Annotated in this window: 17 protein-coding genes; 7 read left to right on the top strand and 10 right to left on the bottom strand. The window is 62.0% G+C overall.

Features of this window, described 5'->3' with window-relative positions:
* Positions 1-91: 91 nt before the first annotated feature.
* From FHW69_RS05740 to FHW69_RS05760, 5 genes are all read left to right on the top strand, one after another.
* Positions 92-1,291 carry an efflux RND transporter periplasmic adaptor subunit gene (locus FHW69_RS05740; RefSeq protein ID WP_183422019.1) on the top strand — a complete coding sequence of 400 codons (1,200 nt, stop codon included), beginning with the start codon at positions 92-94 and terminating at the stop codon, positions 1,289-1,291.
* Between the two features lie 3 nt (positions 1,292-1,294).
* Positions 1,295-4,489, top strand: a complete 3,195-nt coding sequence (locus tag FHW69_RS05745; RefSeq protein WP_183422020.1) for an efflux RND transporter permease subunit — start codon at positions 1,295-1,297, stop codon at positions 4,487-4,489.
* Position 4,490: 1 nt separating this feature from the next.
* Positions 4,491-5,924 carry an efflux transporter outer membrane subunit gene (locus tag FHW69_RS05750; RefSeq protein ID WP_183422021.1) on the top strand — a complete coding sequence of 478 codons (1,434 nt, stop codon included), beginning with the start codon at positions 4,491-4,493 and terminating at the stop codon, positions 5,922-5,924.
* Positions 5,921-6,697 carry an SDR family NAD(P)-dependent oxidoreductase gene (locus FHW69_RS05755; protein ID WP_255494525.1) on the top strand — a complete coding sequence of 259 codons (777 nt, stop codon included), beginning with the start codon at positions 5,921-5,923 and terminating at the stop codon, positions 6,695-6,697. Before FHW69_RS05750 ends, FHW69_RS05755 begins: the two co-directional genes overlap by 4 nt.
* Positions 6,698-6,801: 104 nt before the next feature.
* Positions 6,802-7,731 carry a fimbrial protein gene (locus tag FHW69_RS05760; protein ID WP_183422022.1) on the top strand — a complete coding sequence of 310 codons (930 nt, stop codon included), beginning with the start codon at positions 6,802-6,804 and terminating at the stop codon, positions 7,729-7,731.
* 5 nt (positions 7,732-7,736) lie between these two features.
* Here FHW69_RS05760 and FHW69_RS05765 read toward each other — a convergent pair whose 3' ends face one another.
* The 10 genes from FHW69_RS05765 to FHW69_RS05810 all read right to left on the bottom strand — a co-directional run bounded on the left by FHW69_RS05765 (position 7,737) and on the right by FHW69_RS05810 (position 14,792).
* The gene (locus FHW69_RS05765) at positions 7,737-8,903 is read right to left on the bottom strand and encodes an AI-2E family transporter (protein ID WP_183422023.1); all 1,167 of its coding nucleotides are present in this window, start codon (positions 8,901-8,903) and stop codon (positions 7,737-7,739) included.
* Complete coding sequence (locus FHW69_RS05770) at positions 8,900-9,196, bottom strand: hypothetical protein (RefSeq protein ID WP_183422024.1); 297 nt, start codon at positions 9,194-9,196, stop codon at positions 8,900-8,902. The genes FHW69_RS05765 and FHW69_RS05770 overlap by 4 nt, the downstream gene beginning before the upstream one ends.
* A gap of 5 nt (positions 9,197-9,201) precedes the next feature.
* Positions 9,202-9,684 carry an ABC transporter ATP-binding protein gene (locus FHW69_RS05775; protein ID WP_183422025.1) on the bottom strand — a complete coding sequence of 161 codons (483 nt, stop codon included), beginning with the start codon at positions 9,682-9,684 and terminating at the stop codon, positions 9,202-9,204.
* Positions 9,685-9,714: 30 nt separating this feature from the next.
* The gene (locus tag FHW69_RS05780) at positions 9,715-10,104 is read right to left on the bottom strand and encodes a DUF883 family protein (RefSeq protein ID WP_183422026.1); all 390 of its coding nucleotides are present in this window, start codon (positions 10,102-10,104) and stop codon (positions 9,715-9,717) included.
* A 158-nt stretch (positions 10,105-10,262) separates the two neighbouring features.
* Complete coding sequence (locus FHW69_RS05785) at positions 10,263-10,421, bottom strand: DUF1328 domain-containing protein (RefSeq protein ID WP_183422027.1); 159 nt, start codon at positions 10,419-10,421, stop codon at positions 10,263-10,265.
* Between the two features lie 158 nt (positions 10,422-10,579).
* Positions 10,580-11,203: a YbhB/YbcL family Raf kinase inhibitor-like protein gene (locus FHW69_RS05790; RefSeq protein ID WP_183422028.1), complete on the bottom strand. Its 624-nt coding sequence runs from the start codon at positions 11,201-11,203 to the stop codon at positions 10,580-10,582.
* Between the two features lie 19 nt (positions 11,204-11,222).
* Entirely contained in the window at positions 11,223-12,311 is a 1,089-nt protein-coding gene (locus FHW69_RS05795; RefSeq protein WP_183422029.1) for a sorbosone dehydrogenase family protein, read from the bottom strand.
* 103 nt (positions 12,312-12,414) lie between these two features.
* Positions 12,415-13,425: an alpha/beta fold hydrolase gene (locus FHW69_RS05800; RefSeq protein ID WP_183422030.1), complete on the bottom strand. Its 1,011-nt coding sequence runs from the start codon at positions 13,423-13,425 to the stop codon at positions 12,415-12,417.
* Complete coding sequence (locus FHW69_RS05805) at positions 13,422-14,222, bottom strand: lysophospholipid acyltransferase family protein (protein ID WP_183422031.1); 801 nt, start codon at positions 14,220-14,222, stop codon at positions 13,422-13,424. The genes FHW69_RS05800 and FHW69_RS05805 overlap by 4 nt, the downstream gene beginning before the upstream one ends.
* A 108-nt stretch (positions 14,223-14,330) precedes the next feature.
* The gene (locus FHW69_RS05810) at positions 14,331-14,792 is read right to left on the bottom strand and encodes an Lrp/AsnC family transcriptional regulator (protein ID WP_255494526.1); all 462 of its coding nucleotides are present in this window, start codon (positions 14,790-14,792) and stop codon (positions 14,331-14,333) included.
* Between the two features lie 152 nt (positions 14,793-14,944).
* Between FHW69_RS05810 and phhA the strand changes: the two genes are divergently transcribed.
* Both phhA and FHW69_RS05820 read left to right on the top strand, forming a co-directional pair.
* Entirely contained in the window at positions 14,945-15,832 is an 888-nt protein-coding gene (gene phhA, locus FHW69_RS05815; RefSeq protein WP_183422033.1) for a phenylalanine 4-monooxygenase, read from the top strand.
* Positions 15,833-15,905: 73 nt separating this feature from the next.
* Positions 15,906-16,145 carry a hypothetical protein gene (locus FHW69_RS05820; protein ID WP_183422034.1) on the top strand — a complete coding sequence of 80 codons (240 nt, stop codon included), beginning with the start codon at positions 15,906-15,908 and terminating at the stop codon, positions 16,143-16,145.
* Positions 16,146-16,679: the final 534 nt, after the last annotated feature.

Genomic DNA, 16,679 nt, shown 5'->3' on the forward strand with positions numbered 1-16,679 from the left:
GATTCTAAACCTGTTTTTAGCCTGTCAGGCAAGGACTAGATTGCGCACCCTGAGCCGGTATGCCGGCGTGACTTGCCTCCAGGGACTCCCCATGAAGAAGAAACTTCTGTTCGGCACCGCCGCACTGGCCGTGGCCATCGGCTCGGCGCTATGGCTGACCGGGGGACCGCCCCCCACGCACGCGGCCGAGCCCATGCCCGCCCCGGAAGTGACCGTGGCGCAGGTTCTGCTGCGCACGGTGGACGATTCCAACACGTTCACAGGCCGCATCCAGGCGGTGGACACCATCCAGATCCGCCCGCGCGTGGGTGGCTACGTGGACACGGTGCATTTCCGCGAAGGTGCCATGGTGAAGAAGGGCCAGTTGCTCTTCACCATCGACCCGCGCCCCTTCCGTGCGGAGACTGATCGCCTCGCCGCCAACCTCAGCCAGGCGCGCTCGGAACTGGCACTGGCCGAAGCGAACGCCGCGCGCGGCGCGAAGCTGGTGGAACAGCACGCCGTGTCGCGTGAAGAGGCCGACCGCCTCAACACCGCAGCCGCCAGCGCGCGTGCGCAGGTGGCATCGACCGGCGCGGCGCTGGACGCCGCCAGGCTCAATCTCAATTTTACCGAAGTGCGCGCCCCCATCGACGGTCGCGTCAGCAACGCGGTAGTGACCCCGGGCAACCTGGTGACAAGCGCCGATGTGCTGACCAGCGTGGTGAGCGTCGACCCGATGTACGTCTACTTCGACGTGGACGAGCAGACCTTCCTCAAGCTGGACCGTCTGCGCCGTCAGAACGGCCGTGCGCCCGAAGTGGCCATGGGTCTGGCTGACGAAGACGGCTATCCGCACGCCGGCAAGATCGACTTCATCGACAACCAGCTGCGCACGGGAGCAGGCACGATTCGCCTGCGTGCCGTGTTTCCCAATGCGGACTCCGCCTATACGCCCGGCCTGTTCGCGCGTGTGGAGCTGCGTAGCGGCGAGCGTCAGCCACGCGCACTGATCGACGACCGCGCGGTCGGCACTGATCTGGGCAACAAGTTCGTCTACACCGTCGGCAAGGATCGCAAGATCGAATATCGCCGCGTCACTACCGGTGCGCTGGTGGATGGGCTTCGAGTGGTCGACAACGGCCTCACCGCGGAAGACGTGGTGGTGGTGAACGGATTGCAGCACGTACGTCCCGGTGTGGAAGTAAACGCCAAGCGCGTTGCCATGGCTACTCGCGGCGCCGATGCCACGAAGCAAGTGGCCGGCACGCCCCGCGACGCAGGCAGCGTCGCGCTCAATACGCAGGACTGATCCATGAAAATCGCTCAATACTTCGTCGACCGCCCGATTCTCGCGGGTGTGCTGTCGGTGTTGTTCCTGATCGCCGGCGGTGTCGCGGTGTTCAAGCTGCCGATCAGCGAATATCCGGAAGTGGTTCCGCCGACCGTCGTCGTGCGTGCCAGCTATCCGGGTGCCAACCCGGAAGTCATCGCCGAAACGGTGGCCACGCCGCTGGAAGAACAGATCAATGGCGTCGAGGGCATGCTGTACACATCCTCGCAGGCCACCAGCGATGGCGCGATGACGCTCACGGTGACCTTCGCGCTCGGCACCAACCTGGACAACGCCCAGGTGCAGGTGCAGAACCGTGTGTCGCAGGCGTTGCCGCGCTTGCCCGAAGAGGTGCAACGACTCGGCGTCACCACGCAGAAGAGTTCGCCTGACCTCACGATGGTCGTGCATCTGACCTCGCCCTCACACCGGTACGACATGCTGTATCTGTCGAACTACGCACGCCTGCACATCAAGGACCAGCTCGCCCGCCTGGATGGCATTGGCGACGTGCAGCTGTTTGGCGCGGGTGAGTACAGCATGCGCGTGTGGATGAATCCGGAAAAGCTCGCCGTACGCGACCTGACGACCGGTGACGTGCTCAACGCCATTCGCGAACAGAACATCGAAGTGGCCGCTGGTGCGCTGAACGCACCGCCGGGTCCGAACACGTCGGCTTTCCAGCTCAACATCAACACGCGTGGCCGCCTGGTCACGGAAGATGACTTCCTCAACATCATCGTCCGCAGCGATGCCAGTGGCTCGGTCACGCATCTGCGCGACGTGGCGCGTGTTGAACTTGGCTCCAGCAACTACGCGCTGCGCAGTCTGCTGAACAACCAGGAAGCGGTGGCCATTCCGATCTTCCAGCGTCCTGGTTCCAACGCGATCCAGATTTCCGACGAAGTACGCGCCACGATGGCCGAACTGAAGAAGGAATTCCCGCAGGGCATCGAGTACAGCATCGTCTACGATCCGACCGTGTTCGTACGCGGCTCTATCGAAGCGGTGGTGCACACGCTATTTGAAGCCATCGTCCTCGTGGTGCTGGTGGTTATCCTGTTCCTGCAGACTTGGCGCGCGTCGATCATTCCGCTGGTGGCGGTTCCGGTGTCGCTGGTGGGTACGTTTGCCGTGATGTACGTGGTGGGCTTCTCGCTCAATGCGCTGTCACTGTTCGGACTGGTGCTGGCCATCGGCATCGTGGTGGATGATGCCATCGTCGTGGTGGAGAACGTCGAGCGTCATATCGAACATGGCCTCTCACCGAAGGACGCCACGCGTCAGGCCATGACCGAAGTCACCGGTCCCATCGTGGCCACGGCGCTGGTGCTGTGCGCGGTGTTTGTGCCCGCTGCGTTCATCAGCGGCCTGACGGGCCAGTTCTATCGCCAGTTCGCACTGACCATCGCCATCTCGACCGTGATCTCGGCATTCAACTCGCTGACGCTCAGCCCCGCGCTGGCAGCCATCCTGCTGAAGGACCGCGACGCACCCAAAGACAAGCTCAGCATCCTCATCGACCGTGGCTTCGGCTGGCTGTTCCGTCCGTTCAACCGGCTGTTTGAAAGCGGTGCGAATCGTTACGTTGGCACGGTGCAGAAGATCCTGCGTTTCGGTTCCATCGCGCTGGTGCTTTACGCCGGCTTGATCGGTCTGGCGTGGCTCGGCTTTGCCAAAGTGCCAACCGGCTTCGTGCCGCCGCAGGACAAACAGTATCTGGTGTCCTTCGCACAGCTGCCGGACGCTGCATCGCTTGACCGCACGGAAGACGTGATCCGTCGCATGAGCGACATTGCCCTCAAGCAGCCGGGTGTGGAAAACGCCATCGCGTTCCCTGGCCTGTCGATCAACGGTTTCACCAACAGCACCAACTCGGGCATCGTGTTCGTGGCGCTGAAGTCATTTGACGAACGTCGCAGCGATGATCTGTCTGCCGGTGCCATTGCCGGTGCGCTGAACCAGAAGTTCGCCACGATCCAGGACGCCTATATCGCCACGTTCCCGCCTCCGCCGGTCAACGGCCTTGGCACGATCGGCGGGTTCCGCATGCAGATCGAAGATCGTTCCGGCATGGGCTTTGAAGAGCTGTACAAGCAGACGCAGAACATCGTGCAGGCAGGCAACACCACGCCGGGTCTCGCAGGCCTGTTCACCAGCTATCAGGTGAGCGTGCCGCAGATCGATGCCGACATCGACCGCGAGAAGGCCAAGTCCGAAGGCATCAACCTCAGCGACGTGTTCCAGACGATGCAGGCGTTCCTCGGTTCGCTTTACGTCAACGACTTCAACCGCTTTGGTCGCACCTATCAGGTGAACGTGTCGGCTGAGCCGTCGTTCCGTCATGAAGCCAAGGACATTCTTGGCCTGAAGACGCGCAACGCGGCGGGTGATCTTGTGCCGCTGGGTTCGTTCCTCACCGTGCGCCAGTCCAATGGCCCTGATCGTGTGATGCACTACAACGGTTACCCGACGGCGGAAATCAACGGCGGTGCCGCCCCGGGCTTCAGCACCGGTCAGGCGCAGGCAGCGATGGAAAAGCTTGTTGCCGAGAAACTGCCCAACGGCATGACGTATGAATGGACGGAACTGACCTATCAGCAGATTCTGGCCGGCAACACCGCCGTGCTTGTATTCCCCTTGTGCGTGCTGCTCGTGTTCCTGGTGCTGGCCTCGCTGTATGAAAGCCTGAGCCTGCCGCTGGCCGTGATCCTCATTGTGCCGATGGTGCTGCTGTCTGCGATCTTCGGCGTATGGATCACCGGTGGCGACAACAACATCTTCACCCAGATCGGCCTCATCGTTCTGGTGGGTCTGGCCTGCAAGAACGCGATCCTGATCGTCGAGTTTGCACGCGAAGCGGAAATCCACGGCATGAGCCGCGTGGATGCGGTGCTGGAAGCGGCCCGCCTGCGTCTTCGCCCGATCCTGATGACGTCGTTCGCTTTCATCATGGGTGTGGTACCGCTGGTGGTATCGCATGGGGCGGGCGCAGAGATGCGTCACGCCATGGGTGTGGCGGTGTTTGCCGGCATGCTGGGCGTTACCTTCTTCGGCCTGATCTTCACTCCGCTGTTCTACGTGCTGATTCGCGGCATGAATGAACGCATGGACGCGCGTCGCCGCGCTCGCCATGAGCGCCTGGGTCTTGGCGCACCCGTGATCGAGGAGCATTGAGATGGCAATCGTATGGCGTAGTACCGCGTTGTTCGCGGCCCTGGTCCTCGCTGGCTGTGCCAGCGTGGGGCCGGATTACAAAGCTCCGGTGGAAGCACCGGTCACGCTTCAGGGCATGGATGCGGCTCACCAGAACAGCGCGTCGTTTCAGGCTCGCTGGTGGGAGCAATTCAACGACAGCACCCTGAATGCACTGATCGGTCGTGCGGCGAAGAACAGCCCGGATCTGAAGATTGCCGTGGCGCGGCTGGATGAAGCGCGCGCACTGCTTGGAACCGCGAAGTCGCAGCAGATTCCCGACATTGAAACGCAAGCGGCGTACTCGCGCAGCCGTCAACAGCAGCCCGGCTTCACCGATCAGCGCAATACGGTGACCAGCTATCAGGCAGGCTTCGATGCGTCCTGGGAAGTGGATCTGTTCGGTGGTGTGCGTCGGTCGGTGGAAGCCGCCGGCGCGGACGCCGCTGCGAGTGCAGCATCATTGCAGGATGCGCAGGTCACCCTGTTCGCCGAAGTGGCGCGCAATTACTTTGACCTTCGCGGTACGCAACTGCGTGTGGAGGTCACCCGTCGTGACATCGAAAACCAGCGCGCGTCATTGAAGGTGATCGACGCACGCGCCGAGGTAGGCACGGGATCGGAGCAGGACGTTGCAAGCGCGAAGGCGCGGCTTGCGGCGGTGGAAGCGCAGCTCCCGTTGCTGGAAACGCAGGCGCAGGCCGATACGTTCCGTCTGGCGGTGTTGCTGGGCGAGCGCCCGGGTGAACTGGACATCGACCTGTCACCGGCGACGTTCCGCCCCATTGATGTCAGCCTGCCGATGGGTGGTGCTGATGAGGTGCTGTCACGTCGTCCGGACATTCGCGTCGCCGAGCGCGAGCTGGCTGCCGCCAATGCGCGCATTGGCGTAGCGAAGGCGGATTACTTTCCACATGTGTCGCTCGGTGGCTTCATCGGATTTCTGGCGGGAAGGAGTAATGATTTTGGCAGTCCCGGTACGCGTGCCTGGTCGCTGGCTCCCAGCATTTCCTGGTCGGGCCTGAATGTGCAGCGTGTGCGTTCAGGCGTGAAAGCCAGCGAGGCAAGGGCGGATGCTGCCCTGGCCAACTATCAGCGCACCGTGCTTCGCGCACTGGAGGATGTGGATAACTCGCTGGTGTCATTCAACCAGCAGCGCACACGCGTGCAGAAGCTGATGGAGCAGGCCACTTTCAGTCAGCGTGCGGCTGCACTGGCAAAGATTCGCTATGAATCGGGTGCGACGGACTATCTGGAATGGCTTGATGCAGAGCGCACGCAACTGTCGGCTGAAGATCAGCTGGCCGAAGCGGAAGCCGCAATCAACATCAGCGCAGTGGCTTTGTACAAGGCGCTGGGTGGCGGCTGGGAAGCGTGCGGTGACGCGCGCTGCACGCAGGTGGCCGCAACGCCATGAGCACGCGCAGCGCGGATATCCGGCCCTTCCCTTCCCGCATGGGCCGCCGCGCCATCGTTCCGGAGCCACCGCTGTCTCAGCGCGTGGCTCTGGTCACCGGCGCCAATCGTGGCATCGGTCGCGAAGTGGCGCGACAACTCGCAGCGCTTGGCGTCACTGTAGTGATGGGATCACGTGATCTGTCACGGGGCGAAAAGGCAGCCCGTGCATTGCGCGAAGAAGGCGGCGATCTCTTGCCGCTTCGACTGGACATCACGCGGCCGGAAGATGTGGATGCGACAGTGGAAGCCATCCGCACGCGCTATGGACGTCTGGATATTCTGGTCAACAACGCCGGCGCCCATTACACGCACGGCGAACGTGCCACGACCGTCGACATGAATGAAGTGCGTGCCGCGCTGGACACCAACCTGCTGGGCGCGTGGCGCTTGAGCGAAAGCGTTGTGCCGTTGATGAAGTTGCATGGGTATGGCCGGATCGTCAACGTGTCCAGCGGTTGCGCCAGCAATGTGGCCGCCGGAGACATGTGCCCGTCCTATCGCGTGTCAAAGGCCGCCTTGAACGTATATACGCGGATTCTTGCCGAGGAACTGACCGGCAGCGGCATCCTGGTCAATGCGGTGTGTCCTGGCTGGACGGCGACGGACATGGGTGGAAGTGGTGGCCGTGCCGCGACAGTGAGTGCAGATGGCATCGTGTGGGCCGCGACCCTGCCAGACCGGCAAGCGGCCAACGGCGCCTTCTTCCGCGACCGTCAGCGGATCGCCTGGTGACCCACGCCACGAATTAATCGTGCCATTTTTCCGATTTCTCTTAGAGCCGCGCGCGCGTCCGATGACTATCGTGGCGGCTCTGGGTAAAGACGGATCTCATGGACATGAAAGCATGGATGGGCGTGGTCATCGTGACCACCGGGTGGATGGTGACGCTGTCTGCCCGCGCGTCCTGCGACGACTATCCCGTGCAGGGACAGCCACAGCAACTGACCTTCACCACGCAGACTCCACCGATGACGCTGAATGTCGGTGAGGTCATTGCGCAGGGCGAATCGTCACCCTCGTATCGGGTGAGCTTCTGGTGCCGTTTCCCGCAATCGGCATTCCGTCCTGTGACCTATGCAGCGCCCACGGCGGCAGGAGCAAACATCTTCGCTACCGAAGTGCCGGGCGTCGGCATCCGCATCTATGTTGGCGGCGACAATACGCCATGGGATGTGCTGCCATTTTCCAAGTCGCAGTCCGGTGCGCTGTGGGCGGTCTACAAGAATGCCCGCTACCGCGTTCAGCTCATCAAGACGGGCGACATCCGCAGCGGCACCATCGCGGGTGGCATCGTGGGAAACGGTGGTGTGGATGGCATCGACCAGCTCAGTGTCCGGCTGGCACCTGTGCGCATCGAAGCGCCGTTGCCCACCTGTACATTTCTTTCTGCCAGCCTCGCTTTTCCTCTGGGAGTGGTCGACCTCGAAGATATCGCGCGGGAGGGTCACAGCCACTGGGTCGACGGTCGCCTGGCGGCGGGCGGTTGCCAGCACGTCAACCAGGTAAACATGCGGTTTGAAGCGCAGAAGGACGCCGCGAACCCCGCGCTGTTCGCCGCCACCGGAGGCAGTGGCGGCGTAGGTATCGAGTTGCGCAGCGTGCGACCGGATGCGCCGGCAGACCCGTCCGGCGCAACGCCGATTGTTTTCACCCCGCGCGATGCAGGACAAACCTACGACTTCCGCGCGCGCTACGTGCGCGATGGCTTGCCACTGAAATCAGGGCCGGGCAACGCCAGCATCACCGTTCGCGTGTCGTACGACTGACCGGATCAGCGCTGGATCATGTGCGCAAACCATGCCCAGCCGCGCAGTTTCGCGGTGATGAGTTTGGCGCATGTCAGCATTGGCACGGCCAGCAGCGCGCCAGGAATGCCCCACAGCCAACCCCATACCAGCAGCCAGATAAGGATGGCCACGGGAGACAGACGCATGCGCCGCCCCTGCAACATCGGCGTGATGAGATTGCCTTCGACCGCCGTCATGCCTGCGAACGTCATGGCAGGAAGAATCGCCGGTCCCAGCTCCTGGAAGTGAAGCACGCCCACCACAGCCAGAATGGTGGTCGTTGTGATCGCACCGACGTAAGGAATGAAGTTGGCCACCATGGCCACGGTGCCCCACAGCAGGGGATCAGGCACGTTGTACGCCCAGAGCATGCAGGCCGTCAGCAGGCCCAATGCCATGTTGATGGCTGCCGTCAGCAGCAGGTAGCTGGAAATTTCTACCTGGATACTTCGCACAATCGACACCGTGTGCCGCTTGTACGCAAAGGTGGGCGATATCTCCACGGCGCGCCGCAGTATTTCGTCGCCGTATACAAGAAAGAAGAACACCAGCAATGCCACTGTCAGCACGCTGGCGAGCACCTTCGGTGCGTTGGATACCACATCCCACGCAGTGAACGACACGGCGGGTGTGCCTGTGCTGGCTGCGCCGCGCCCCGTCGTACCCCCGACAAGATTCTGCGTGGCGCGGCTGGCCGCCTCCAGCTGCTGCGTCATCGGTTTGATCTTGGGCGCGAAAGTACGGATGGCCTCCGGCGCCTGATGGAACCAGTTCATGGCCGGCGTGGCAATCATGCCGACGCCACCGGCCAACGCGCCGATCAGCGCCACCATCACCACCCACGCGGCGAGCCAGCGCGGCACGCGAAAGCGCGCCGCAGTTACCACGATGGGATTGAGTGCCAGGCCGATGAACGCGGCCAGCACCAGGGGAATCAGGAGTGATTTGCCAATCGTGATCGTGAAAATCAGCGCCAGCAGAATCATGCCGGTGAGTGAGATGCGAATGGCTTTCAGGTGACGCGAAATGCGCCGCGTGCTGCGGCTGCTGCGTGGGATGCGTCGTGATTTGGGTTGCAGCGTGGTGACCGCCATACCCGGCGCCGCCGTGGACGGCAAAGGGGTGGGAAGCGGACTGTGCGCGTCACTCATGGATCGGTGTCACCGGAGGAATTGAAGAGGCTGCCCGCAGCCAGCGAAACCAGCTGCCCCACCAGATCTGAAGCGCCGCCGGCTACCAGCGTGCTTACACCCGGCACGGCAAGCGGATTCATCTTGACGTTGCTGAGGAAAAATCCCACGCCTGCGGCCATGCCCATGACAGTGAGAGGGTGTTCGTAGCCCTTGGCCACCAGCGCGGCTGCCGGCTCCGTGGTTTCCACGCGCGCCACCGCCATGCGTGCCCGGGCTTCGGTCACCGCCGCCATGTTGCTCAGAATTCCCATGTTACTTACCCCTGTTCGCGTTCGCCTTCCGCCCGACCCTGCTTTACTGCATCGCGGGCCAGCGTGGCCAGTTCAGCGCGTGTGGCCGGAAGGGTAAGCCAGTGCATGCAACGGCGAAACACCAGGATCGCCCCGATCAGCAGGATCAGCTGCAAGGCCGACAAAGCACCCAGCGCCCAGGCCCATGATCCAAACCATTGCGCCAAACCCCACCCCGCGAGTGCGAGCAGGGTCAGGCCCAGCGCCACCGCAAACACGATGGCAGCCAGACCCATGAACAGCATCAGCACGACGCCGCTGCGGGCAAGCCCAATCTCAGCCAGCAACAACGACCACTGCGCTGCGAAGAGATGTTTCAGCCCGGTGCCCAGGCGACTTACGTCGCCGAGCCATTCCGGCCGTTGGAACGGGACACCGTCAGAACCGGCCGTTGCGCGTTCGCCGTCGCCCGGATCAGCTGTGTTGGCGTTGGTACCGTCTTCAAGCATGCCCGTCCCCTGGACGCAGATTAACCAGCATCAGTTACGGAAAATGCGGCCTGCGAGCCAGCCTGCGGCAACCGCGATAGCCAGCGACTGTACCGGCTTTTCGCGCACATATTCACGGGCGGTGTCGAGCCAGTCGTTCGCCTTGTCCACGGCATCCCCATAGACCTCCTGGCCGCGAAGCTTCACTTCTTCAGCCTTTTCGGCTGCGCGGGTAGCACCTTGCGCCGCCTTGTCGGTGGCCTGATGCAGGCCCGCTTCGACACGGTCAGCGGCGCGGTCTACAGCTTCTTTCGTATGGTCGACGGCGTCGGACGTGGCCTGCTTGACGCGCTCGGCACGAGCCTCGATGCGCTCGGCGGCAGTGGCAGCATTAGCGGCTGCATTCGCGGCATTGGCGGCGGATTCGACGGACTTGTTCATAACTCGATTCTCCGATGGACGATAGGGCGGCGCATGCGTATCAGGGCGGTGTGCAGCAATGGGAACCATATGGACATGTCGCGGCAGGCGATCCGTGGGGATCGCCCACCGCGCGTCCGTTAGTGGGCAGGTCGGCCAGTGAGCCGTCCTTTCCGGTATCACACGCTTCGACCGCGGAAGAACGAAATGATGGCAAGGATCAGAAACACGACAAACAGAATCTTGGCGATACCAGCGGCCGTGCCGGCAATGCCGCCAAAGCCGAGTACCGCAGCAATGATCGCGATGACGAGGAACACGAGGGCATAGTGCAGCATGACGGGTCTCCCAGGACTGCCGGTTTCACCAGAGAAGACATTTGCTCTGGCGCCCGAACATTTAGACCCGCGTGGCGCGCATGCGACGTGAACGCTGCATGGCTCCGTACAGCTTGCTTTCCGAGCGTTCAGCCAGCGCTGGTCCGTTCACCCGCTCGTCACGCCTTTACCTTCGGATTCAGGCTGTAAGTGCCCGTAATCGTCGCTTCGTCAACCACGTGCCCCTTTATTACGTCACGAAGCTCCTGAAGGGAGAAGCCATTTTCGAGCGGCACGGTTTCCACATCCAGCGCATAAACATGGAAGTGGTAGTGATGGACGATGGAATCGTTCCACGGCGGGCACGGGCCATCGTAGCCGTGGTAATGGCCTTCCATATCCTTATCGCCCTTGAACCAGCCGGTATAGTCGTTCAGCCCCTGCACGGAGCCCGGCGGGCCCACGGGATGCTTCTTGCCCCGCGGCACGATGCCTTCGCCGCACGCACCTTCGCCCAGTTCGCGACATTCCAGCGGAATGTTGGCCATCAGCCAGTGCGTGAACTCACCGCGCTTCAATGAGGCGGGAACGGTGCGACCTTCCACGTTCACATCGTCGGGGCGCGTCGGTACATCGGTGTCGATGCAGGCGATGGCAAACGATTTGACCGTGGCAGGCACTTCGGTCCAGACCAGATGCGGCGTTGCATTGTCGGACGGCGACACCGGATCGCCCGGCGCCATGAAGGCGAAACGCGGCGGAATCGGCTTGCCGTTCTGGAAGTTGTCGCTTTTTACCTGCATGTCTGGTCGCTCCTGTTACTTACTTTGAATACGTTACGCGATAGATGGCGCCGTTGAGGTCGTCGCTGACGAGCAGGCTGCCGTCGGGCAAAACCTGCACATCGGCTGGCCGTCCGGTGGCTTTCTCATCTTTGACGAAGCCCTCGATCAGCGGCTCGTAGCTCACCACCTTGTTGCCGTTCAAGCGGGCAACCATCACGCGATAGCCGGATTTCTTCGTACGATTCCACGAGCCGTGCTGCGCAATGATGAGCGCGTCGCGATAGCTGGCGGGGAACATGGTGCCTTCGTAAAAGCGCAGGCCGAGTGCGGCGACGTGCGCACCAAGCTTGTATACCGGCGCCGTATAGTCTTTGCACGACTTGCCCTTGCCGAACTCCGGATCAAGCGTGTCGCCCTGATGGCAATAGGGGAAGCCAAAATGCTCACCCTTGTGGGTGATGTGATTGAGTTCGTCGCTGGGCATGTCATCACCCATCTCGTCGCGACCGTTATCGGTAAACCACAGCGTCTTGTCGCCCGGGCGCCACGTAAAGCCCACGGTGTTGCGAATACCGAAGGCGACGTCTTCCACCCCGGTGCCATCCGGATTCATGCGGATGAGCTTGGCGAACCCCTCGCGATCACAAACGTTGCAAGGCGCGCCGATGGGCACATACAGCTTGTTGTCCGGACCAAAGGCGATGAAGCGCCAGCCGTGATGGGTTTCGGTGGGCAGCTTGTCGTAAACAACCTGTGGCTGGGGAGGCGCGTCGAGATGGTTTTCGATATCGCGCAGCACCACGATCTTGCTGACGGCCGACACATACAGATCGCCATTGCGGAACGCCACACCCACGGGAAGTTGCAGGCCGGTCGCGATGGTCCGTACCGTGTCGGCCTTGCCATCACCGTTCGTGTCGGTCAGTGCATACACCTTGCCCACATCGCGGGAGCCCACAAAGACGGTGCCTTTGGCACCCACCGCCATTTCGCGTGCGTTGGGCACCTGATCGGAATAGACCGAGATGTGGAAGCCCGGTGGCAGGGTCAGCGAGTCAAGTGGCGGCGTGGCAGCCAGTGCGGGCGTGGCCAGAAAGGCCAGGGCAAGGGTCAGCGGAAGGCGCATGGATCGTGCTCCGTGTCTGGAAGCCGGATCGTACTTCACTTAACGGTGCGCACAAGCGCGCCGCGTGGGGAAACGATGGATTCTGGACGAAGGAACGCGAAGGTCAGGTATGCGCGTTCGCCACGGCGGCGAAGCGGGCAGCGATGTAGTCGTCGGTGAAGCTGGTCATGCTGAAATCGCGGATGAATCCGCAATGGCCACCGTAGGTGGCGATATCCAGTTCCACTTGGGGAGGCAGGCGTAATTGCTCGAACGCGTCGACAGGAATGACCGGATCGTCCCGCGAGGTGAGGATCGTGGCCGGGATTTTCAGATCCATAAGCCGGTCGCCTGCGACCGAGTAGCCTTCCAGATACGCCTCCAGCGACTCGAAATCCGTGTGCCGCAACACCAGCGAGCGGGTAAGTTCGCGCAGGCTCTGTTTCAGCTCGGTGAGCTCGAAATACTCACGTGACGGAAAGGCCTTCTGCTTGAGGCGCAATGAGCGGCGCCACTTGTTCATGAAGTACGCCTGGTAAATCCATGGCGCCTGCTCTTCCAGCGAAAACAGCCCTTCGCCCGGATCAATGATCGGGCAGACCGCCAGCACATAAGACAGCGGAAGCCCCTGCGAGCCAGCCAGCATGGCGGCGCGCAAGGCAAAGTTTCCGCCCAGCGAGAATCCGGCCAGCGCCATCGGGCGCTGCGGGTAGAGGCGGGCGATCTCGCGAAGCGCGATCACCACTTCGTCGATGCGGCAGGAGTGGAACAGCGCCTCGTTCAGACCATAGCTGTCGCCGTGATCGCGGAAGTTCAGGCGAAAAATGTCCCACCCGTCTTCCAGCAGACGGCTGCCGGTCTGCAGGACATAGGTCGAATCAACACTGCCCTCCCAGCCATGGAACAGCACAGCCAGCCCGCGACTGGGAGCGCCGGTGTGCTGCGGCGTGAACTTGCCGCTCAGCCTGTCACCGCCACCCACGTCGATCAGCACATCCTGCGCACCCTCACGGACGCGTTGCGCCCGGCGAGGCAACAGCTGCCGGCGCACGCCACTGGACGACAGCATGGTCTGGATGTGGCCACTGCGCAGTGGCCACGGAGGAAGGAAGTCGGCGCCGCTGGGAAGACTCATACCGACGAATCGGCGTCCAGCGCGGCGGCAATGCGTTCCCGCGAGGTTTCGGCCATGCGGCGGCGAGCGTCCGGGGTAGCCGGCACGGGCTCGAGGAAATGCACTTCAGCGTCCAGCGGCGCTTCGCCCAGAAGGCGAATGATGTTGCCGAGGAAGCTTTCGCCTTCGCGGAAACCGATGTCGATCAGGCGACGACCGTTGCGCGCGAAACGCAGCGCCACGGGCTGAACCGGGACGTCGGCATCCAGAGCGGCCTGGAAAATGCGGGCATGGAAAACGCGCAACACACCGTTGTGGCCGGTGCCGCCCTCGGGGAACACGGCGACGGATCGGCCTTCACGCATCCGCTCGACCATCACGCCCATCACCGAAGCCAGCGAATGGTTGTTGCCGCGACGGTGGAAGATCGTGCCGCCACGGGCGGCCATCCAGCCCACCAGGGGCCAGCGGGCAATCTCGGCTTTGGCGACGAAGCAGGCGGCGCGCTGGGTATGCACCAGTTCGATGTCCAGCCACGAGGTGTGGTTGGCCACGAACAGAACCGGGTCCGGCAGCGGCGTACCAAAACGGCGGCTGCGGAATCCAAAAATTCGCAGCAGGCCGGTCGACCAGAAGCGGATGGTCCGGTGCGCCAGTGGCTCGCGGCCGTTGCGCATCACGCCGCCAGCCCAGCTCAGAATGAAGGCGCAGACGAAAATGCCGAATACGATATGCAGCAACAGCAGCGGCACCCGCCACAGATAACGTAGCGGACGAACGCGGTCGCGAGGCGGCAAGGTGTCGGTGGTAGCTTCCATCAAGCGTGCAAGAGTAACGAGGCCAGCGCTTCGTCGCTAGGGGAAGTAAGGAATTTCTTAAGACGCATGCAAGAATCCCGTGCTATCGAAGGCGCTGTCGCCCCGCGATTACCGCGTCGACAGCGGTAGATTTCCCGAGTCCTTGACCGTACGCAAGACAAAGCTTGTGTTGACGTCGGCCACGCCTGCGGCATTGAGAAGTTTATCGAGCAGGAAGCGCGAGAATCCTTCCAGATCCGCAACATAGACGTGCAGAAGGTAGTCCATGTCGCCGGTAAGCGCATGGCAGGCCACCACTTCTTCCCAATCCCGGACCCGCTCGACAAATCCCTCGATGGAGCTTCCGTCGTGTTTGGCCAACTGCACGCGCACGAAGGCCTGGAGGCCGAGGCCCACCGACTGCGGATTCACCCGCGCGCCGTAGCCAGCAATGACGCCGTCCGCTTCCAGGCGCTGGACCCGGCGCAGACAGGCTGACGCCGACAGGTTCACGACATTTGCCAAGTCGGAGTTAGTCATGCGGCCGTCGGTCTGCAAGGCGGCCAGAATCCGCAGGTCGATACGATCCATGGCGTGGTCTTGCATGATTAATGTCCTCAAAGTCACATTGACACAATTTTATTGCACCACCATACCCCTGGCATGCAACAAAGCAAACTCATTGCGCGTTTGCCGCGCTACGCTGGATGTCAGATCAAGCTGCGCCTTATAAGGAGGCCCCCATGGACATCCCCCGTCGCGTCGAACACCAACAGACCGATCGTGGCTACGTGCCCGTGTATGCCACAGGAACTGTGGAGCAGCCGTGGTCCAGCTACTCGCGTACCGACCATGAGGTGTGGGACACGCTCTTCAAACGCCAGCGAGAGATGCTGCCCGGGTATGCCTGCAAGGAATTTCTGGAAGGCGTAGAGCGTTTTGGCCTGGGCGACGGCGGCATTCCCCGCTTCGACGACCTGAACAAGGTGCTGCGTGCGGCGACCGGCTGGGAAGTGGTGGCCGTGGAAGGGCTGCTGCCCGATGAGGTGTTTTTTGACCATCTTGCCCATCGCCGCTTTCCGGTGAGCTGGTGGATCCGCCGGCCGGATCAGCTGGATTACCTGTCCGAGCCGGATCTGTTCCACGACCTGTTTGGCCATGTGCCGCTGCTGCTGAACCCCGTGTTCGCCGATTACATGGAGGCGTACGGCAAGGGCGGCATGAAGGCTCACGCCATCGGGCCGGAGGCGCTGATGAATCTGACGCGCCTGTACTGGTACACGGTGGAATTCGGCCTGATCCGCACGGATGCGGGTTTGCGCATTTACGGCGCAGGCATCGTCAGCTCCAAGGGCGAGTCCATCTATTCCATTGATTCGGCCTCTCCGAATCGCGTCGGATTTGACCTTGAGCGGGTGATGAGCACGCGCTACAGGATTGATTCCTACCAGCAGACGTACTTCGTGATCGACAGCTTTGAGCAGCTTTTTGACGCCACCGGCCCGGACTTCACACCCATTTACGAGCGTCTGACCCAGCGGGCTCCCGTCGCCGCTGGTCAAATCCTGACCACTGATCATGTTTTCACCACAGGAAATCGCGAAGGCTGGGCCACAAACGCGGACAACTGAACCTCATCTCAACGGCCGCCTAACAATCAGCCCCGTAGGATGGAAGGCAATCCCACTCATTGAAGAGCGCACCGTGGTTGTCTTCGACATTCCCTTTGAATCGGTTGGTCCCGGTCTCTGGCTGCTGCAGAAAAACGAGTCGGAGTACGGGGAGTTCTGTTCGCGTGACGATGCGCTGGAATGCGCGATCACCGAGGCCCGTCGACTTGAGGCAGCCACGCAAACCTCAAATGTGGTGTTGAACATTGAAGGCATCGATGGCGTGTGGCGTGCCTTCGACACTTCCATCAAGCCGTACCACCGCCTTTCCTGAGACCACATCAACACCCGCAAGAAAACGCGCCCTCGAGGCGCGTTTTTTTTGCCCTACGCAAACGCGGCCAATCCGCGTACGCGGACTACACGGTTTTGGCATGTGATGAGAAACGACAGCGCACGATGTAGCTACGTTTCGGGAGCGGAAAAAATAAAACCCCGGCATCCAGGGGAGGAGATGCCGGGGTTGCAGTCGGACCCAGGCCAGCAGGGGAACTGGCGGGGCCCGGGACAATCGGTAACAACAAACGCCGATTGCCAACAGGTCGCTTCGCAGCGATCGAATACTTAGATAAGGGGAGCGCGACTAAGTTCAAGGAGACGAGGACGTTTGATGGCATTCGTTCAGGTAAAAAACGTACCCAAAAAAATGCCCCGGCATCCAGGGGAGGAAATGCCGGGGCCTTGTGTCGGATCCAGGCTGGCAGGGGAACCAGCGGGACCCGGGACAGACGACAAAGGAACACGACGTCTGCCAACAGGTCGCCCTCGCGGCGATCACTGACTTAGATAGGGCGTCACGGATGAAGTT

Source organism: Luteibacter sp. Sphag1AF (assembly GCF_014192715.1).
GTDB lineage: Bacteria > Pseudomonadota > Gammaproteobacteria > Xanthomonadales > Rhodanobacteraceae > Luteibacter.